Raw genomic sequence first — 17,745 nt, forward strand, 5'->3', positions numbered from 1 at the left:
CGACCGTGCTCGACGCCGGCTGCGGACTCGGTGCCGGACTCGCGGCGCTGCGCCGCGCCTACCCGCAGGCCCGGCTGGAAGGCGTCGAATGGAGCTGGCCGCTGGCGCTGGCGGCCCGGTTGCGGCACGGCAGAGCGCCGGTCGGCGCCGCAGTCCGCCGCGGCGACATGTGGGCCGAGGACTGGCGCCCCTGCGCCATGGTCTATCTGTTCCAGCGCCCGGAAAGCCTGCCGCGCGCGGTGGCCAAGGCGAGCGCGGAACTGGCCGACGGCGCCTGGCTCGCCAGCCTGGAGTTCCCGGCACTGGCGCTGGAACCGCAGGCCCGGCTGCAGTGCCCCGACGGCCGGCCGCTCTGGCTCTACCGCGCGCCCTTCACCGCCGCGGCCGGAGCAACGGCCCCCGACGCTGCGCCCGCACGGCGCCCAAGTTCCCGCTCCAGGCGCCGATAAGGGCCGGAGCTGGCGCGTTTCGCGCCCCGCTCCGCCTTGCCTCCGGCTGGCCTGCCGTTCGGCCGGCCGGCCGCGCGTCGGGCGGTCCGTCACGTTCTGTCACCGACTGCACGCCTCAAGTCCGGTGACACCGGGCCGATAAGCAAGGACAGAACCCTCCGCAGGGCCTCGGGCTCGCGGCATCTCAACCGGACCGCTCACCATGTTCGTCATCATCGGCTACGTCGTCGCGCTGGGCTGCATCTTCGGTGCCTACGCCATTCACGGCGGGAACATGCAGGTCATCCTGCATGCGATCCCGACCGAGATGATGGCCATCGGCGGCGGCGCGGCCGGCGCCTTCGTGGTCGCCAACCAGCCCAAGACGCTGAAGGCGGTGCTGAAGGCGATCCCGACGCTGCTGAAGGGCTCCAAGTACACCAAGGCGCGCTACATGGAGTTGATGGCGCTGCTCTACGACATCCTGCAGAAGGCCCGCAAGGAAGGCCTGATGGCGATCGAGAAGGACGTCGAGGACCCGCACAACTCACCGCTGTTCAAGAAGTACGCGACGGTCGGCTCCGACCACCACGTGGTGGAATTCGTCACCGACTACCTGCGCATGATGGTGTCGGGCAATCTCAATCCGCACGAGATCGAGTCGCTGATGGACAGCGAGATCGAGACCCATCACCACGAGGCGCACGCCCCGGCCGCCGCGATCGGCCGCCTGGCCGGCGCGCTGCCCGCCTTCGGCATCGTCGCAGCGGTGCTGGGCGTCGTGAACACCATGGGCTCGGTCGGCCAGCCGCCGGCGGTGCTGGGCGGCATGATCGGCTCGGCGCTGGTCGGCACCTTCCTGGGCATCCTGCTGGCGTATGCGGTGGTCGAACCGCTCGGCGGCCTGCTCGAGCAGAAGAACGATGAGGGCTCCAAGGAGCTGCAGTGCATCAAGACCACGCTGCTCGCGAGCATGCAGGGCTATGCCCCGGCGATCGCGGTGGAGTTCGGTCGCAAGACGCTGTACTCGACCGAGCGCCCGTCGTTCAGCGAGCTCGAAGGCCATGTGAAGGGCAAGAAGTGAGCAACCTGACCGAAGCGCCGCCGGGCCGCCGCCGGGCCGCTCCCAAGGCGGACCGCGCCCCAGGGGCCACCCAGGCCCCTTCGTGGCCCATGCGGGCAGGCGCCGTACTCGGCGACGTGGAGGCATGTGATGGCCGGCGACGCGAAGAAACTGCAGCCGATCATCGTCAAGAAGATCAAGAAGGGCGGCCACGCTGCGCACGGTGGCGCGTGGAAGATCGCCTACGCCGACTTCGTGACGGCGATGATGGCCTTCTTCCTGCTGATGTGGCTGCTCGGTTCGACCACCGAGGGCGACCGCAAGGGCATCCAGGACTACTTCAACAACCCGATCAAGGTCTCGATGATGGGCGGCTCGGGGTCCGGAGACTCGTCGAGCGTCGTCAAGGGCGGTGGGCAGGACCTCACGCGCAGCACCGGCCAGGTGAAGCGCGGCGACGTCGAGGCCGAACGCAAGAGCTACACGCTGCAGGCGCTGAAAGCCACGCGCGCGCAGCAGGCCTCCGCCGAGGCGGAGAGCCTGAAGATGCTGAAGGGTCGCGTCGAGTCCAAACTCGCCAACGATCCGCGCTTCAACGAGCTGAAGGCCCAGATCCGCTTCGACATGACGACCGACGGCCTGCGCATCCAGATCGTCGACGAGCAGAACCGACCGATGTTCGCGACCGGCTCCGCCGTCGTGCAACCCTACATGCGCGAGTTGCTTCGCACCATCGGCGGCGTGCTGGCCGAAGTGCCCAACAAGCTGACGCTGGAAGGCCACACCGACACGGCGGCCTTCAGCGCCGGCGCCGGCGGCTACAGCAACTGGGAGCTGTCGGCCGACCGCGCCAACGCATCGCGCCGCGAGCTCATCGCCGGCGGGTTGGCCGACGAGAAGGTGCTGCGCGTGCAAGGCCTGGCTGCCAGCAGCCTGTTCGACCGCGAGCAGCCGCTGAATCCGGTGAACCGGCGCATCAGCATCATCGTGATGAACCGGGAGGCCGAGGACCGCTTCCACGGCAGTGCGGACACCGAGGTGCAGCCGCCGGCCCTGGAAGTTGCGACGGCACTGGCCGAATCGGCCTCAAGTCCGCGGGCCGACACCCGATAACCCGTACAGAACACCGCATGGCCCGCCCCAGGGCAGCATGAACCGATAGCGCGCGAGGACCTTGACCATGAGCACCCCCGACCTCAAATTCCTGATCGTCGACGACTTCTCGACCATGCGCCGCATCGTGCGCGGCCTGCTCAAGGAGATCGGCTACGTCAACGCCGATGAGGCCGAGGACGGCGCCGTGGCGCTGCAGATGATGAAGACCTCGAAGTACGACTTCGTGGTCAGCGACATCAACATGCCCAACATGAACGGCTTCGACCTGCTCAAGGCCGTCAAGGCCGACGACAGCCTCAAGCACATCCCCGTGCTGATGGTGACGGCCGAGGCGCGCAAGGAAGACATCGTGCTGGCCGCACAGACGGGAGCGGCCGGCTACATCGTCAAGCCCTTCACGAAGGCGACGCTGGAGGAGAAGGTCCAGAAGATCATGCAGAAACTGGCGGCCACGGCCTGAAGGACAACAGCCCATGAAGATGGACGACACGGCCTTGCTGGCCCATCCGCCGACGCCCAGTACCTCGCCCGAGGTGTTCCAGCAGCTCGGCGCGATCACGCGCCAGTTGCACGACACCCTCGCGCAGCTCGGCGTCACGCCCAAACTGCAGCAGGCGGCCGAAGGCCTGCCCGACGCGCGCAGCCGCCTCAACTACATCGCCGAGAAGACGGCGGCAGCGGCGAACAAGGTGCTGAACTCGGTCGATCAGGCCAAGATGGAACACACCCGCATCGCCGCCGAGACGCGCCGCATCGCCGCCGCCATCGTCGCCGATCCGGTGAAGGCCGTGGCCTCGGGCTCGGTGATGAACTTCGTCAGCGATGTCGAAGCCGCCACCGCACGCATCGATGCCGATCTGACCGACATCATGATGGCGCAGGACTTCCACGACCTCACCGGCAGGTGGTGGCCAAGGTGGTGTCGCTGGCGAGCGATCTGGAAGACAGCCTGGTGAAGCTGCTGGTGCAGGCGGCACCGCCCGAACAGGCGCAGAAGGTGGTCGAGAACACCATCCTCAACGGCCCGGTGGTCAACCCCGAGGGGCGGACCGACGTGGTGCAGAACCAGGGCGAGGTCGACGACCTGCTGGCCAGCCTGGGATTCTGATCCGGCGAGGGCCGGCGCCTCAGTGACTGCGGCTGGCCGTGCGGAGCAGCGAACGCGAGGGCAGCGGCCGGATCACCCGGCTCGGGCGGTAGGCCGAGCGCACTCGCAGCGGTGGCAGCATCGTAGCCATGGTCGTCGGCATGAGCACCGCGTCTGGCGGCAGCGCCTGGACCCTCGGTGCGGCGCGCGGTGCCTGGGGTGCACGCGCCAGGAAGCGACGGCGCAGCTTGCGAAGCCGCTCCAGATCCGCCGCCGCGATCGAGCACCAGAACGCGGCGAAGACGCCCAGGCAACTCAGCATCCATCCGGCCCCGTCGCCGAGCGGCTGGTCGAGCGGAGTCAGCAGCGTGGCGGCCATCAACGCCAGCGCCATGAACACGGCCAGGTCGAAACAGAGAGCGCCGGCCGTGCGGGTGAAGCAGGCGCTGATCTGCCGCCGTGCGGCGCGCGAAGCGCCTTGCACCTTGCCCACCAGGCGCTGGGCGGTGGCCCAGACCGCCAAGGCGACGGGGCCCGGTTTGTCCACTGTGCTGTCCATGATCGTCATCCTTGCCGGCGCTTCCTTGCCGTAACCGATAAGGTAGCGAATCCCGGTCGCGGCAACACCCCGCGATTGCAGGGCGCGCCACAAGCTGGTGCGGCACTCGATCACGTCCGGAGGAAAGCCCGCCCTCACTGACGCACGCTAAAGGTGCGCTGCACCGCCGTCCGCGCCGGTGATTTCTACAATCACCCGATGCCCAGCCCCGCCGTCCTGAACCTCGCCGCCTACCGCTTCGTCGCGCTCGACGATCTGGAGGCCTTGCGCGAGCGGCTGCTGTCACAGGCCCAGGCGCTGGCCCTCAAGGGCAGCGTCCTGCTGGCCGAGGAAGGCATCAACCTGTTCCTGGCCGGTGCGGAGGCCGACGCCCGCGGTTTCCTGTCGTGGCTGCGCGGCGACGCGCGGTTCGCCGACCTGCAGGCCAAGGAGAGCTGGAGCGAGCGCCCGCCGTTCCAGCGGCTGCGCGTCAAGCTCAAGCGCGAGATCATCCGCATGGACCATCCGACCGTCCGTCCGGTCGACGCCCGCGCACCCGCGGTGGATGCCGCCACGCTGGCGCGCTGGCTCGATGCCGGTCGGTGCGACGCCGGCCGGCCCTTGCTGATGCTTGACACCCGCAACGGCTTCGAGGTCGACGCCGGTCGCTTCGCCGGCGCGATCGACTGGCGCCTGGAGCGCTTCGGCGAATTCCCGGCTGCGCTCGCCGCCCATCGCGCCGAACTCGCCGGCAAGACCGTGGTGAGCTACTGCACCGGCGGCATCCGCTGCGAGAAGGCCGCGTTGCTGATGCGCGAGCAAGGCGTCGAGCACGTGCTGCAGCTCGACGGCGGCATCCTGCAGTACTTCCAGACCGTCGGCGCACGCCACTACGAAGGCGGCTGCTTCGTGTTCGACGAGCGCGGCACGCTCGACGCCGACATGCAGCCGGCCCCGGCGTGAGCGCCCTCGCCGCGGGTCGGGGCGCCCGCTGCCGCCGCCGGCAGGCGCGAGACTTGCTCAAGCGTGATGCCTGCCGCAGTTCGTGCTTGCCCGACTCGGCGGATCGCCACATCGATGCCAAGATCGAATCTCTGCAACGCGCCATCACCGGAGGCTTCATCACCATGCCGGCCCCACTGCTCGCTGCTGCATCCGGCCCCTCGCACCGGAAGGGTCCCGTGTTCTCCCGGACGACGGGACGCTGGATCGTCATGCTGCTCGCCTGGGCAGTCACGACGACGGCACTGGCGGCGGCGTCCGCCGCCGGCACGGCCCCCACCGGTTATGCCGTGCCGATCGGTGGCGAACTGAGGTACGACAACACCGCGGTCTGGTCGCGACTGGTGCAACTGTCGGGCGGACCGGGCTCGCGCTGGGTGGTGATCCCGGCGGCGTCGTCTGCCCCCGAGAAGACCGGCGAGATGGTCGTCGATGCCCTGCAGCGCCACGGCGCCCAGGCCGTGACCCTGCCGGTCGCGCCGGAATGGCAGGGCTACGAAGTGGCCGAGGCGGTGCACGACCCGGTACTGATCGAACAGGTGCTGGCGGCCACCGGCATCTACTTCGCCGGGGGGGCGCAATCGCGCATCACCGACTCGCTGCAACCCGACGGCCTGCCGACGCCGCTGCTGCAGGCGATCTGGAGCGTGTACCGCGCCGGCGGCGTGGTGGCCGGCACCAGTGCCGGCGCCGCGGTGATGAGCGAGACCATGTTCCGAGACGCCTACGACGTGCTGCGTGTGCTCAAGCGCGGCCGTCTCGACGAAGGGCAGGAGATCGGCCGCGGCCTGGGCTTCGTCGGACCCGAACTGCTGATCGACCAGCACTTCCTCAAGCGCGGCCGCATCGGCCGCCTGCTCCCGCTGATGGTGCAGAAGGGCTACCGCCTCGGCCTCGGTGTGGAGGAGAACACCGCCGCGATCCTGCACGACGGCAAGGTCGAGGTGGTCGGCGGCAAGGGCGTGCTGCTGGTCGACCTCGGCGCGGCCTCGCAGGACGGCCGGCTCGACGCCTTCAACCTGCGCAATGCCAAGCTCACCTACCTGGACCGCGGTGACCGCCACGACCTGCACAGCGGCGTCACCACGCCCTCGCTGCAGAAGCTCCAGGGGCAACTGATCGACCCGGGCTCGCCGGACTTCGCGCCGAGCTTCGAGAGCGCGCCGTTCCAGAACGACATGCTCGGCCCCTCGACCATCGTCGACGCGATGGGCTCGCTGCTCGACAACCGCGACACCGAGGCCACCGGGCTGGCCTTCAGCGGCACGCCACGCGCCAGCGATCCGCAGCCCGACCTGGGTTTCGAGTTCCGGCTGCGGCGCGGCCCCGACAGCCACGGCTGGTACACCGGCGCCTTCGGCGGCGACGACTACACGGTGCTCAACCTCTACCTCGACGTCACGCCGATCACCATCGCCCGTCCGCTCTACGGTCCGGCGACCGCCTCCGCGACCGATGCCGTGGTGCCACGCTACGAGCCGCTGGCGCCGACCCTTCCCTGAGCTGTCGCCCGCAGCGGCTAGCATGGCGTCCGGCGACGGCCCGTGCGCTGCGCTCGCGCGCCACCCCCGCCCTTCCAACGACCGCATGAGGACCGCATGACCCGTTTCGCCTCCTTCCTGGCCCTGGCCGCCGTCCTGCTCTTCGCGGCCGAGCCCGGGCTGGCTGCCGACGGGAAGAAGCTGCGCATCGCCGTCGAGGGCGCCTACCCGCCGTTCAGCGAGGTCACACCCTCCGGGCAGTTGAAGGGCTTCGACATCGACATCGCGAACGCGCTGTGCGCCCAGATGAAGACCGAATGCACGCTGGTGCAGCAGGACTTCGACGGCATGATCCCGGCGCTGCAGGCGCGCAAGTTCGACGCCATCGTGGCGTCGATGTCCATCACGCCGGAGCGGCAGAAGGTCGTGGCCTTCACCGAGCGCTACTACCAGACCCCGGCGCGGCTGGTCGCCAAGAACGGGAGCAAGCTGGAGCTCACGCCCGAGGGCCTGAAGGGCAGGAAGATCGGCGTGCAGCGCTCGACCATCCACGACCGCTTCGCCACCGCCACCTTCAAGGGCGCCGAGATCGTGCGCTATACCAAGCAGGACGAGGTCTTCCTCGATCTCGCCGCCGGACGCATCGACGCGACGCTGCAGGACTCGGTGGCCGCCGACGTCGGCTTCCTCAAGACACCGCAGGGCAAGGGCTACGGCTACATCGGCCCGTTCTACGACGACGAGAAGTTCTTCGGCGTCGGCGCCGGCATCGCGCTGCGCAAGGGTGACACCGAGCTGCAGTCGAAGCTCAACGCGGCGATCAAGGGGATCCGCGCCGACGGCACCTACAAGAAGATCCAGGACAAGTACTTCGACTTCGACGTCTACGGCGAAGCGCCGAAGAAGTGAGGCCCGCCGCGCTCGCACCGCCCCGCTGATGCTGCACGGCTATGCCCCCTCGCTGCTGAACGGCACGCTGCTGACCCTGGCGCTGGCGCTGCTGTCGCTGGCCATTGCCGCGGTGCTGGGCCTGGCCGCCGCGAGCGCCCGGCTGTCGCGCTCGCGCTGGCTGCAGGGCGGCGCGCTGGCCTACACCACGCTGATCCGCGGCGTGCCGGACCTGGTGCTGATGCTGCTGGTGTTCTTCGGCGGCCAGCTTGCGGTCAATGCGCTGGCCCAGCAACTGGGCTTCGCGGACTACATCGATGTCGACCCCTTCGTGGCCGGCGTGCTGACGATCGGCTTCGTGTTCGGCGCCTACCTCGGCGAGACCTTCCGCGGCGCCTTCCTTGCACTGGCGCCCGGCCAGCGCGAGGCCGGCCTGGCCTGCGGCATGAGCCGCTGGCAGGTGCTGCGCCGTCTGTTGCTGCCGCAGATGCTGCGCTACGCCCTGCCCGGCCTGTCGAACAACTGGCTGGTGCTGGTCAAGAGCACCGCCATCGTCTCGGTGATCGGCCTGAACGACATGATGCTGCGCGCCACCCAGGCGGCCGGCGCGACGCGCGAGCCCTTCGTCTTCTACGCCAGCGCGGCACTCATCTACCTCGCCATCACCAGCGTCAGCGAGCTGGGCTTCAAGGCGCTGGCCCGCCGTCTCGCGGTCGGCGTGAGGACGGGCGCACTGTGAACTTCGAGGCCATCGCCGAGAGCCTGCCGCTCTACGCGAGCGGCCTCGCCACCACGCTGCAGCTGCTGCTGATCTCGCTGGCGATCGGGCTGGTGGCGGCACTCCCGCTCGCGGTGCTGCGGGTGTCGGCCTCGCGGTGGCTGCACGGCCCGGTGTGGTGCTTCACCTACGTGATCCGTGGCACGCCACTGCTGGTGCAGCTGTTCCTCGTCTACTACGGTCTGGCGCAGTTCGAGTGGGTCCGCGCCAGCATCGCCTGGCCCTGGCTGCAGTCGGCCTGGTTCTGCGCCTGCCTGGCGTTCGCCGTCAACACCTGCGCCTACACCACCGAGATCATCGCGGGCAGCCTGAAGGCCACGCCGCATGGCGAGGTCGAGGCGGCACGCGCACTGGGCCTGTCGCGTGCCCAGGTCTGGCGCCGCATCCTGCTGCCCTCGGCGCTGCGGCGCGCGCTGCCGGCCTACGGCAACGAGGCGGTGCTGATGCTGCACGGCACCTCGCTGGCCAGCGTGGTCACGCTGCTCGACCTCACCGGCGCCGCGCGCGAGGTCAACTCGCGCTTCTACCTGCCTTCGAAGCCTTCCTGACGGCCGCTGCGGTCTACTTGGGCCTGACGCTGGCGCTGGTGGGTGCGCTGCACGCGGCCGAGCGCCGCTGGCTCTCCCACCTGCGCCCGCGCGCCTGAGCCTCCGGAGACCTCCACCACCATGCACCGCCGCGACCACCCCTTGCCCAGCCGCAGTCTCGGCACGCTGCGCACGCTCACCAGCTTCCACTATGGCCCGCCCGGCGGCCCGAAGGTCTACGTGCAGGCTTCGCTGCACGCCGATGAGTTGCCCGGCATGCTGGTCGCGCACCACCTGCGCGAGCGGCTGGCCGAGCTGGAGGCCCGGGACGCGCTGCGCGGCGAGGTGGTCGTGGTGCCAGTGGCCAACCCCATCGGCCTGTCGCAGTGGCTGCTGCGCAGCCCGATCGGCCGCTTCGAACTCGCCAGCGGCGAGAACTTCAACCGCCACTACCCGGCGCTGCGCGACGCGGTGTGGGCGCGCATCGAGCCGTCGCTGGGGCCGGACGCGCAGGCCAACGCCGCGCTGGTGCGGGCGGCGCTGCGCGAATCGGTGGCGCTGCTCACCGTGGAGTCCGAGCTGGAGGCGCAGCGCCGCACGCTGCTGGCGCTGGCCTGCGACGCCGAGGTGGTGCTGGACCTGCACTGCGATGCCGAGGCCGTGCTGCACCTCTACGCCGGCACGCCGCTGTGGCCGCAGACCGAACCGCTGGCACGCTACCTCGGCGCCCAGGCAACCTTGCTGGCCACCGAGTCGGGCGACCAGCCCTTTGACGAGGCCTGCTCGCAGATCTGGTGGGAGCTGGCCGAGAAGGCCGGCCTCGCGCGGCCGATCCCGCTGGGCTGTCTGTCGGTGACGGTCGAGCTGCGCGGCATGGCCGACGTGGGCCACGCGCAGGCGCGCCAGGATGCGCAGGCGCTGGTCGACTTCCTGACCCATCGCGGCCTGGTCGCCGGCGAGGCCCCGCCGCTGCCGCCGCTGCCCTACCCCGCCACGCCGCTGGCCGGTTCGATGCCGGTCACCGCGCCGGTCAGCGGCGTCCTGGCCTGGCACCGCGGGCCCGGCGACTGGGTGCGCGAAGGCGAGCTGATCGTCGACGTGATCGACCCGATCAGCGGCCAGATGACGGCGCTGGCGAGCGCGACCGACGGCCTGCTCTACGCCCGCGAGAACCTGCGCTTCGTGACGGCCGGCACCCGGCTGGCCAAGGTGGCCGGCCAGGAGGCCCGGCGGACCGGCAAGCTGCTGGGTGCCTGAGGCATGAGCGGCGATCCCAAGCTCCAGGCCCTGGGCCTGTACAAGCGCTACGGCGCTCACGAGGTGCTGAAGGGCGTGTCGCTCACGGCGCGTGCCGGCGACGTGATCACGGTCGTCGGCTCCAGCGGCTCGGGCAAGAGCACGCTGCTGCGCTGCCTGAACCTGCTCGAGCAGCCGAGCCAGGGCCGCCTGCTGCTCGGCAGCGAGGAACTGGCGCTGGTGCCCGACCGCGACGGCAGCCTGCGCGCCCGCGACGCGAAGCAGCTGCAGCGCTGGCGCGCACGGCTGGCGATGGTGTTCCAGTCCTTCAACCTGTGGCAGCACCTGACCGCACTGCAGAACGTGATCGAGGCACCGATGCAGGTGCTGGGCCTGGGCAAGGCCGAGGCCACCGAGCGCGCGCAGGCGCTGCTGGCGCGCGTGGGCGTGGCGCACCGCGCCAGCACCTTCCCGGCCCACCTGTCGGGCGGCGAGCAGCAACGCGTCGCGATCGCGCGTGCGCTGGCGATGGAGCCCGAGGTGATGCTGTTCGACGAGCCGACCTCGGCGCTCGACCCCGAGCTGGTGGGTGAGGTGCTGAAGGTGATGCGCGATCTGGCGGCCGAGGGCCGCACGATGATCGTCGTCACGCACGAGATGGGCTTTGCGCGCGAGGTGTCGAACCACACGCTGTTCCTGCACCAGGGCCTGATCGAGGAACAGGGCCCGCCGCGCGAGGTGCTGGCGCAGCCGCGCAGCGAACGGCTGCGGGCCTTCCTCTCGGGCGGGCTGAAATAGGCCGGCAGGACCCTCAGTCGCCGCGCAGCACCGCCAGCACCTCGGAGCGGAACTCGCGCTGGTAGAGGATGTAGACCACGCCCGCGGTCGCCAGTGCAAACGCCAGCGGCGAGAAGAACCAGGCGATCGCCGCGAACGCGAAGTAGTAGGCCCGCAGGCCGTCGTTGAAGGTCTCGGCGGCCATGCCGACCACCCGCCCGGCGCGGTCGGCGAAGGCCTCGCGCTGCGCCTGCCCCACCTCGCCGAGCGCGTCGTAGGCCTTGGCCTCGGGGGCCGACGCGACCAGCAGTGCACCGAAGGTGTACTGCCGCAGGCTCCAGGTGAAGCGGAAGAAGGCATAGACGAACACCGCCGTCAGCAGCAGCAGCTTCAGGTCGAACACCAGCGCGGTGGTGCGCGTGGCGAACGGCAGCTCCTGCACCAACTCGGTCGCGCGGTCCGAGGTGCCCAGCAAGGCCAGCAGGCCGCCGATGATCAGGATCGTGGTCGACGCGAAGAAGCTCGGGCTGGTCGACAGGTTCTGCACCACCACGCCATCGACCACCCGCACCTCGCGGTGCGTGGTCTGCAGCATCCACTGGCGTCGGATGCGGTTGGTGGCGCCAAGAATGGACGCATGCGTGGCCGCGCGGCGGCTGGCGAAGGTCGCATAGCCTGACCACGCGGCGAAGAACCAGCCGACCGCGGCCCAGTCGGCCCAGGGCAGCAGCGACAGCAGGGTCGTGAACGACATCGTGGAGAACGGCGACATGGACACGATGCTAGTCCACTGCCGTCCCGTCGCGCCACGCCGGTGCGCACGGCGCCTTCCCTTAAAGTCGCGCCTCGGTCCTTCCTCCCCAGTGCATGAGTGTCCAAGAACACGCGGTCCTGATCGTCGGCGCCGGCTTCGCCGGCCTGGGCATGGCCATCCGGCTGCGTCGCGACGGCATCGACGACTTCGCGATCCTCGAACGCGCCGACGCGGTGGGCGGCACCTGGCGGGACAACCGCTACCCCGGTTGCGCCTGCGACGTACCCTCGCACCTGTACTCCTATTCGTTCGAGCCCAACCCGCGCTGGACCCGTGCCTACGCGCCCTGGCACGAGATCCGCGACTACCTCGAGCACTGCGTGCGCAAGTACCGACTCGGCCCGCACCTGCGCTTCGGTGCGGCGCTGCGCGAGGCCCGCTGGGACGCCACGACCGGTCGCTGGCAGGTGCTCACCGCCGACGGTCGACGGTTCAGCGCGCCGGTGTTGATCGCAGGCCTCGGTGGCCTCAGCAACCCGGCGCTGCCACGCATCGAGGGCATCGAGCGCTTCGCCGGCCTCAGCGTCCACAGCGCCGCCTGGCCCGACGGGCTGGACCTGACCGGGCGCCGCGTCGCGGTGATCGGCACCGGCGCCAGCGCGATCCAGCTCGTGCCGCAGCTGGCCGGCCGGGCAGCGCAGGTCGATCTCTACCAGCGCACGCCGGCCTGGGTGCTGCCCAAGGCCGACCGCGCGCTGCACGACTGGGAGCGCCGGCTGTTCGCGCGCTGGCCGTTCGCCCAGCGGATCGCCCGCGGGGCAAGCTACTGGCTGCACGAGGCACGCGCGATCCCGCTGGTGCAGCAGCCCCGATGGCTGCGCGTGGGCGAGGCCGAGGCGCGCCGCCACCTGCGCAGCCAGATCGCGGACCCGGCTCTGCGTGCCCGCCTCACGCCCGACGATACGCTGGGCTGCAAGCGCGTGCTGCTGTCGAACGACTACTACCCGGCGCTGGCGCGGCCGGATGTCGAACTGGTGAGCGAGTCGATCCGCGAGATCACGCCGCGCGGCGTGGTCACGGCCGACGGCCACGAACGCGTGGCCGACGTGCTGGTGTGGTGCACCGGCTTTCGCGTGCAAGGGCGCCTGCCGGCCGGCACGCTGGTCGGGCGCGACGGGCTGGACCTGCGCGACGCCTGGGAGCAGGCCAGCGAGGCCTATCTCGGCACCACCGTCGCCGGCTTTCCCAACCTGTTCCTGCTGAACGGGCCGAACACCGGGCTCGGCCACACCTCGGTGCTGCTGATGATCGAGGCACAGCTGGCCTACATCGGCGACGCGCTGCGCACGCTGCGCGAGCGCGGGCTGCGCAGCGTGGAGGTGCGGCGCGAGGCGCAGGACGCCTACAACGCAGAGCTGCAGCGCCGCCTGGCCGGCACCGCCTGGGCCAGCGGCTGCCGCAGCTGGTACCTCGACCGCAACGGCCGCAACACCGTCATCTGGCCGGGTTTCACCTTCGAGTTCCGGCGCCGCACGCGCCGCTTTGACGCGGGGGCCTACCGGTTCGAACCCGCCGCGCCCTGAAGCGGCGCGGCGTTTCGCTGCCGCGACTCAGCCGGCCGTCACCAGGTGCTGGTGGAACCAGTCGGTGACGGCTGCGCCGGCGATGTGGAAGTCCTGCACGTAGGCATCGAAGTGGCCGCCCTTCAGCAGCACCAGCTTCTTCGGCTCTAGCGCACGCTCATAGGCCGCCAGCGCCTCGTCGGCGACCGTCAGGTGGTCCTGCAGCGCGACGATCATCAGCAGCGGCGTCGGGCTGATGTAGGCGATGTGCGCCCCCGGCTCGTACTCGCCGAACATCTCCACCGAGCGCAGCGTGATCTCGTTCTTCCACGACGGTGCGCGCAGCAGGTGGGTCGCGTTCATGAACGACCACGAATCGGCGGTCGGCAACGCTGCCGGCCCGGCCGGGTCTTCCGAGATGATCGGCATCGTCATCGGCGGCTCGCCGCGCAGGCGGGCCCGGCGGTCCTGGTCGAACAGCGCGCGCAGTCCGGCGAACTGGTCGGCGCGCACCAGCCGGCGCGCATTGCGGTGGCCGGAGATCAGCGGCACCTGCGAGGCCACGCACTTGACGCGCCGGTCGAGCGCCGCGACGACCAGCACGTGGCCGCCGCTGTAGCTGGAGCCGAACACGCCGATGCGCTCGGCGTCGGTCTGCGGCAGCGTCTCGGCGTAGGTGATCGCGTCGCGGTAGTCGCGGATCTGCTGCAGCGGATCGACCTCCTGGCGCGGCAGGCCGTCGCTGGCGCCGAGGTTGCGGTTGTCGTAGACCACCGAGGCCACGCCGACGCCGGCCAGGGCCTCCGCGTAGTGGTCGAGGTACATCTCCTTGACGGCCGAGAACCCGTGCGACATGACCACGGTGGGGAACTTCGGCCCGCCACCGCCCGGCACGTAGTGCCAGCCTCGCAGGGTGGTGCCGTCTTCGGTCTTGAATTCGATATCGTGTCTCATCGTGCAGTCTCCTGAGACCCGCAGCGTCGCCCGAAGCGGGCCCTCGGACAAGCGGTTGTTTACCCTGCGTGGGCGTCCCAGGAACGAGACACGGCGCCGGCCGGCACGACTGTTCCGTTTCGTGCCAGGACCGCGACTCAGGCGCTGAGCGCGGTGGCCGTCTTCACCAGCGCGGCCAGCACGCCGTGCAGGGCCCGGGCCTGCTTCTCGTCGGCCAGCGCGCCTTCGGCGGTGAAGGCCTGGGCCGCATTGCCGAGCGCGAACTGCGGCGGGATCACCAGCATCGCCGGATTGATGGACAGGAAGTTGCGCAGCACCAGCAGCTGCGCAGTCCACCCAGCGCGCCCGGCGAGGCGCTCAGCAGCGCGGTCGGCTTGCCGTTCATCGCCTTCATGCCCTCGGGCAGTCGCGATACCCAGTCGATGGTGTTGATCAGCAGCGGCGTGGGAAAGGCGTTGTACTCCGGCGAGACCACCACGAAGGCGTCGTGGCCTGCCATCTGCCGCGCCAGCGTGCCGGCGCCGGCCGGCACGCCCTGCGCCGCCTCGAGGTCGGCGTCGTAGACCGGCAGCGCCAGCGCGCGCAGGTCGGCCACGCTGGGCTCGGCACCCAGCTCGCGGAGCACGGCCGCGGCCGCCTGCGCGAGCTGGAGGTTCCACGAGCCCGTGCGGGCACTGCCCGGGATCAACAACACGCGCAGACCGGCCATCGTTCACTCCTTACTTGTTCAGACGAGCGGCCATTGTGGCGACCCGCGCGCCGAACAGGCGGGCGGTCTCCAGATCGCCCGGCAGCATCTCGTCGACACTGGCGTCCGACGGGCTCTGCGCCATGGCACCCGAGAACGACGCCACGTAGTTGATGTCGTTGCGCCCCGCAGCCTTGCTGTTGCTTGGCATCAGGCCGGTGCCGACCCACACGCCGCTGTGCTGCATCGCCAGCGTGAACAGGTAGTGCAGCGTCGACAGCTTGTCGCCGTTCATCGAGGCGCTGTTGGTGAAGCCGGCGAACAGCTTGTCCTTCCAGGCTTGGCCGAACCAGGGCTTGCTGGAGGCGTCGGCGAACTTCTTGAACTGCCAGCTCACGCTGCCCATGTAGGTCGGCGAGCCCATGATGATGGCGTCGGCCGCGGCCAGCTTCTCCCAGCCACCCTCAGGCAGGTTGCCCTCGGCGTCGATGGCCAGCAGTTCGCCGCCGGCGCCCTGGGCCACCGATTCGGCCATGCGGCGGGTGTGGCCGTAGCCGCTGTGGAACACGATCACGATCTTGGACATGGTGGATTCCTTTCGAGGAGGTCGAGACAGGGGACGGGAATGCAAAGCCCGGCGCGCCTCAGCGCGCCAGGTCGAACACGATCACTTCGGCGCCCTCGCCGTGGCTCAGCTCGAGCCGGCTCTCGCCGTCGAGCTGGGCCGCGTCGCCGGCCTGCAGCGCCCGGCCGTTCACGCTGACGCTGCCGCGGGCCACGTGCACATAGGCCAGCCGCTTCGGGTCGAGCACCAGTGCGGCGGCTTCGGCGCCGTCGAACAGGCCGACGTACATCGCGGCATCGGCATGCAGCGTCACCGCGCCGTCGCGGCCGTCGGGCGAAGCCACGAGCTTGAGCACGCCGCGCTTGCTGTCGGCCGCGAAGTGCTTCTGCTCGTAGCCCGGCGCGACGCCCTGCGCTTCCGGCAGGATCCAGATCTGCAGGAAATGCGTGGTCTGCTGCGTCGCGTGGTTGAACTCGCTGTGGCGGATGCCGGTACCCGCGCTCATGCGCTGCACGTCGCCGGGCTGGATGGCCGCACCGTTGCCGATGCTGTCCTTGTGCCCCAGTGCGCCGTCGAGCACGTAGCTGATGATCTCCATGTCGCGGTGGCCGTGCGTGCCGAAGCCGGTCCCGGGCGCGATGCGGTCCTCGTTGATGACGCGCAGGTTGCCGAAGCCCATGTGGGCCGGGTCGTGGTATTCGGCGAACGAGAAGCTGTGGTGGCTCTTGAGCCAGCCGTGGTCGGCATAGCCCCGTTCGGCAGACTTGCGCAGGGTGATCATCGAGGACTCCTGGTGGGGCGGTGGAGGTCACCGCGATGAATCCAATGTAGGAGGGGCTCGGGTCGCGATCGCCCACTGCGGCTTGATGGCATCATTCAAAGTCCTTGAAGCTGGAAAGCCCGATGAGCGACCGACGCAACGTCCTGACGCCCGAAGCGCTGACCATGGTCGACCTGATCGCCCGCACCGGCAGCTTCGCGGCGGCAGCGCGCGAGCTGGGCAAGGTGCCGTCGGCGCTGACCTACAGCGTGCGTCAGCTCGAGGACGCGCTCGACGTGCTGCTGTTCGACCGCAGCTCGCGCCAGGCCAAGCTCACCGCCGCCGGCGAGGAGCTGCTGCACGAGGGCCGGCGGCTGCTGCTGGAGATCGACGCGGTGGCCAACCGCGTCAAGCGCGTCGCCACCGGCTGGGAGACCCAGCTCACCGTCGCGGTCGACAACATCCTGGCGCCCACCGCGGTGTTCGAGCTGGTCGAGGCCTTCTACACGCTGCGCGTCGCGACCCGCCATGCCCCAGACAGCCCGCCGCCGACGCGGCTGCGGCTGCGCAGCGAGGTGCTGTCGGGCACCTGGGAGGTGCTGGCCACCGGCCGGGCCGACCTGGCGATCGGCCTGGCCGGGGATCCCTCGCAGGGCAGCAGCGGCATCCGCTGCGAACCGCTGGGCTCGCTGGACATGCGCTTCGCGGTGGCTCCCCACCATGCGCTCGCGGCCCTGCCCGAGCCGCTGTCGGCCGAGACGATCGCCGCGCACCGCGTGGTCGCCATCGCCGACAGTGCGCACAGTTTCGCGCCGATGACGCTGGGCGTGCAGCCTGGCCAGGATGTGCTCACCGTACCCTCCCTCGCCGCCAAGCTGGAGGCGCTGCTGCGCGGACTGGGCTGCGGCTCGATGCCCGAGCCGCTGCTGCGCCGCCATGCCGAGGCCGGTCGGCTGGTGATCAAGCAGACTACGCTGCCGACGCGCAACCTCGGCCTGCACTACGCTTGGCATGCGCCGGGCAACAGCGCGCCGGGCCTGGCCTTGCAATGGTGGCTGTCACAGCTGCGCAGCGGGGCCACGCAGCGGGCGCTGCTGGAGCAGCACGCCGGGCTGGTGCTCTGAGCACCTGAACCCGGCGGCGCCCCGTTCAATCGGTGCAGACGCGCTGCACCCAGCAGGCTGCGGCCAGCACGTCGGCCGCGCCGCCGGGTGACAGGCGCCGCGCCACGAACGCGCGGTGGATGGCTTCGGCCTGCGCTGACGCATCGCCCTGCGCGGCGCCGCCGGCCGCGAGGAAATTCGCCGCGGCACCCTGCGCGTAGCGCAGTCCCGGCAGGCCGCCGCGGTGGGCCAGGTTGGTGTCGTCCAGCACGGCGATCACGTGGAACAACGCCTCGAGCCGTGCGGCGCGCACCGCGAGGCCGTGCGCCAGCGCCCGGCGCAGCGCTGGCACGGCCACCTCGAACAGCACCGGCAGGCCCAGCGCGGCTTCCTCGCTGGCACCGCGCAGGCCGTGCTGCTGCGTCACGCGCTGGCCGG

General features: G+C 70.4%; 20 protein-coding genes and 2 pseudogenes. 14 read left to right on the plus strand and 8 right to left on the minus strand.

Annotated elements, in window-relative coordinates; genetic code table 11:
• The 5 genes and pseudogenes from Y694_RS24875 to Y694_RS13290 form a co-directional block, all read left to right on the plus strand.
• Positions 1 to 449, plus strand: a pseudogene (locus Y694_RS24875) (class I SAM-dependent methyltransferase); the annotation flags it as partial.
• A 202-nt stretch (positions 450 to 651) separates the two neighbouring features.
• Entirely contained in the window at positions 652 to 1,512 is an 861-nt protein-coding gene (motA, locus tag Y694_RS13275; protein ID WP_011830455.1) for a flagellar motor stator protein MotA, read from the plus strand.
• Positions 1,513 to 1,641: 129 nt separating this feature from the next.
• Entirely contained in the window at positions 1,642 to 2,604 is a 963-nt protein-coding gene (motB, locus tag Y694_RS13280) for a flagellar motor protein MotB (RefSeq protein WP_036233205.1), read from the plus strand.
• Between the two features lie 67 nt (positions 2,605 to 2,671).
• Positions 2,672 to 3,067 (plus strand): chemotaxis response regulator CheY, encoded by a 396-nt coding sequence (gene cheY, locus Y694_RS13285; protein WP_036233207.1) that lies wholly within the window; start codon positions 2,672 to 2,674, stop codon positions 3,065 to 3,067.
• A gap of 13 nt (positions 3,068 to 3,080) precedes the next feature.
• A pseudogene (locus Y694_RS13290) lies at positions 3,081 to 3,715 on the plus strand (protein phosphatase CheZ).
• Positions 3,716 to 3,734: 19 nt separating this feature from the next.
• Here Y694_RS13290 and Y694_RS13295 read toward each other — a convergent pair.
• Positions 3,735 to 4,367: a hypothetical protein gene (locus Y694_RS13295; protein ID WP_152543473.1), complete on the minus strand. Its 633-nt coding sequence runs from the start codon at positions 4,365 to 4,367 to the stop codon at positions 3,735 to 3,737.
• An 84-nt stretch (positions 4,368 to 4,451) separates the two neighbouring features.
• Between Y694_RS13295 and Y694_RS13300 the strand changes: the two genes are divergently transcribed.
• The 7 genes from Y694_RS13300 (at position 4,452) to Y694_RS13330 (ending at position 10,942) form a co-directional block, all read left to right on the plus strand.
• Entirely contained in the window at positions 4,452 to 5,195 is a 744-nt protein-coding gene (locus Y694_RS13300; protein WP_036233211.1) for a sulfurtransferase, read from the plus strand.
• 218 nt (positions 5,196 to 5,413) lie between these two features.
• Positions 5,414 to 6,736, plus strand: a complete 1,323-nt coding sequence (locus Y694_RS13305) for a cyanophycinase (protein WP_158304623.1) — start codon at positions 5,414 to 5,416, stop codon at positions 6,734 to 6,736.
• Between the two features lie 96 nt (positions 6,737 to 6,832).
• Positions 6,833 to 7,624: an ABC transporter substrate-binding protein gene (locus Y694_RS13310; RefSeq protein WP_036233214.1), complete on the plus strand. Its 792-nt coding sequence runs from the start codon at positions 6,833 to 6,835 to the stop codon at positions 7,622 to 7,624.
• A gap of 25 nt (positions 7,625 to 7,649) precedes the next feature.
• Positions 7,650 to 8,342, plus strand: coding sequence for an ABC transporter permease (locus Y694_RS13315; protein ID WP_275452071.1), 693 nt, complete (start codon positions 7,650 to 7,652; stop codon positions 8,340 to 8,342).
• The gene (locus Y694_RS13320; RefSeq protein ID WP_310732245.1) at positions 8,339 to 8,929 is read left to right on the plus strand and encodes an ABC transporter permease; all 591 of its coding nucleotides are present in this window, start codon (positions 8,339 to 8,341) and stop codon (positions 8,927 to 8,929) included. Before Y694_RS13315 ends, Y694_RS13320 begins: the two co-directional genes overlap by 4 nt.
• A 120-nt stretch (positions 8,930 to 9,049) precedes the next feature.
• Entirely contained in the window at positions 9,050 to 10,165 is a 1,116-nt protein-coding gene (locus Y694_RS13325; RefSeq protein WP_036233218.1) for a succinylglutamate desuccinylase/aspartoacylase family protein, read from the plus strand.
• A 3-nt stretch (positions 10,166 to 10,168) separates the two neighbouring features.
• Positions 10,169 to 10,942 (plus strand): ABC transporter ATP-binding protein, encoded by a 774-nt coding sequence (locus tag Y694_RS13330; protein WP_011830465.1) that lies wholly within the window; start codon positions 10,169 to 10,171, stop codon positions 10,940 to 10,942.
• Between the two features lie 13 nt (positions 10,943 to 10,955).
• On the opposite strand, the gene Y694_RS13335 is transcribed toward Y694_RS13330, so the two are convergent.
• Positions 10,956 to 11,693 carry a DUF599 domain-containing protein gene (locus Y694_RS13335; RefSeq protein ID WP_051495772.1) on the minus strand — a complete coding sequence of 246 codons (738 nt, stop codon included), beginning with the start codon at positions 11,691 to 11,693 and terminating at the stop codon, positions 10,956 to 10,958.
• Between the two features lie 95 nt (positions 11,694 to 11,788).
• On the opposite strand from Y694_RS13335, the gene Y694_RS13340 reads away from it, so the two are divergent.
• Positions 11,789 to 13,258, plus strand: coding sequence for an NAD(P)/FAD-dependent oxidoreductase (locus tag Y694_RS13340; RefSeq protein WP_036233222.1), 1,470 nt, complete (start codon positions 11,789 to 11,791; stop codon positions 13,256 to 13,258).
• A 27-nt stretch (positions 13,259 to 13,285) separates the two neighbouring features.
• Here the strand turns inward: Y694_RS13340 and Y694_RS13345 are convergent, their stop codons facing one another.
• The 5 genes from Y694_RS13345 to Y694_RS13360 form a co-directional block, all read right to left on the minus strand.
• Positions 13,286 to 14,191, minus strand: a complete 906-nt coding sequence (locus Y694_RS13345; protein ID WP_036233225.1) for an alpha/beta hydrolase — start codon at positions 14,189 to 14,191, stop codon at positions 13,286 to 13,288.
• Between the two features lie 137 nt (positions 14,192 to 14,328).
• On the minus strand, positions 14,329 to 14,475 hold the full coding sequence (locus Y694_RS25890; RefSeq protein ID WP_231497685.1) for a hypothetical protein: 147 nt from the start codon (positions 14,473 to 14,475) through the stop codon (positions 14,329 to 14,331).
• Positions 14,466 to 14,900 carry an NADPH-dependent FMN reductase gene (locus tag Y694_RS13350; RefSeq protein WP_231497686.1) on the minus strand — a complete coding sequence of 145 codons (435 nt, stop codon included), beginning with the start codon at positions 14,898 to 14,900 and terminating at the stop codon, positions 14,466 to 14,468. Before Y694_RS13350 ends, Y694_RS25890 begins: the two co-directional genes overlap by 10 nt.
• 10 nt (positions 14,901 to 14,910) lie before the next feature.
• Positions 14,911 to 15,465, minus strand: coding sequence for a flavodoxin family protein (locus tag Y694_RS13355; protein WP_036233228.1), 555 nt, complete (start codon positions 15,463 to 15,465; stop codon positions 14,911 to 14,913).
• Positions 15,466 to 15,523: 58 nt separating this feature from the next.
• Positions 15,524 to 16,225, minus strand: a complete 702-nt coding sequence (locus Y694_RS13360; RefSeq protein ID WP_036233230.1) for a pirin family protein — start codon at positions 16,223 to 16,225, stop codon at positions 15,524 to 15,526.
• Positions 16,226 to 16,347: 122 nt separating this feature from the next.
• Between Y694_RS13360 and Y694_RS13365 the strand changes: the two genes are divergently transcribed.
• Complete coding sequence (locus tag Y694_RS13365; protein ID WP_011830472.1) at positions 16,348 to 17,328, plus strand: LysR substrate-binding domain-containing protein; 981 nt, start codon at positions 16,348 to 16,350, stop codon at positions 17,326 to 17,328.
• Between the two features lie 25 nt (positions 17,329 to 17,353).
• On the opposite strand, the gene Y694_RS13370 is transcribed toward Y694_RS13365, so the two are convergent.
• The coding region (locus Y694_RS13370; RefSeq protein WP_036233237.1) for a triphosphoribosyl-dephospho-CoA synthase at positions 17,354 to 17,745 on the minus strand (392 nt) is incomplete at its 5' end.

It is taken from the genome of Methylibium sp. T29-B (genome assembly GCF_000576225.1).
Taxonomy (GTDB): domain Bacteria; phylum Pseudomonadota; class Gammaproteobacteria; order Burkholderiales; family Burkholderiaceae_C; genus Methylibium; species Methylibium petroleiphilum.

Coding starts and splice junctions, on each gene's coding strand:
- motA (WP_011830455.1), top strand. CDS start 652: ATGTTCGTCATCATCGGCTACGTCGTCGCGCTGGGCTGCATCTTCGGT.
- motB (WP_036233205.1), top strand. CDS start 1,642: ATGGCCGGCGACGCGAAGAAACTGCAGCCGATCATCGTCAAGAAGATC.
- cheY (WP_036233207.1), top strand. CDS start 2,672: ATGAGCACCCCCGACCTCAAATTCCTGATCGTCGACGACTTCTCGACC.
- Y694_RS13300 (WP_036233211.1), top strand. CDS start 4,452: ATGCCCAGCCCCGCCGTCCTGAACCTCGCCGCCTACCGCTTCGTCGCG.
- Y694_RS13310 (WP_036233214.1), top strand. CDS start 6,833: ATGACCCGTTTCGCCTCCTTCCTGGCCCTGGCCGCCGTCCTGCTCTTC.
- Y694_RS13325 (WP_036233218.1), top strand. CDS start 9,050: ATGCACCGCCGCGACCACCCCTTGCCCAGCCGCAGTCTCGGCACGCTG.
- Y694_RS13330 (WP_011830465.1), top strand. CDS start 10,169: ATGAGCGGCGATCCCAAGCTCCAGGCCCTGGGCCTGTACAAGCGCTAC.
- Y694_RS13335 (WP_051495772.1), bottom strand. CDS start 11,693: ATGTCGCCGTTCTCCACGATGTCGTTCACGACCCTGCTGTCGCTGCTG.
- Y694_RS13340 (WP_036233222.1), top strand. CDS start 11,789: ATGAGTGTCCAAGAACACGCGGTCCTGATCGTCGGCGCCGGCTTCGCC.
- Y694_RS13345 (WP_036233225.1), bottom strand. CDS start 14,191: ATGAGACACGATATCGAATTCAAGACCGAAGACGGCACCACCCTGCGA.
- Y694_RS25890 (WP_231497685.1), bottom strand. CDS start 14,475: ATGCTGGTGATCCCGCCGCAGTTCGCGCTCGGCAATGCGGCCCAGGCC.
- Y694_RS13350 (WP_231497686.1), bottom strand. CDS start 14,900: ATGGCCGGTCTGCGCGTGTTGTTGATCCCGGGCAGTGCCCGCACGGGC.
- Y694_RS13355 (WP_036233228.1), bottom strand. CDS start 15,465: ATGTCCAAGATCGTGATCGTGTTCCACAGCGGCTACGGCCACACCCGC.
- Y694_RS13360 (WP_036233230.1), bottom strand. CDS start 16,225: ATGATCACCCTGCGCAAGTCTGCCGAACGGGGCTATGCCGACCACGGC.
- Y694_RS13365 (WP_011830472.1), top strand. CDS start 16,348: ATGAGCGACCGACGCAACGTCCTGACGCCCGAAGCGCTGACCATGGTC.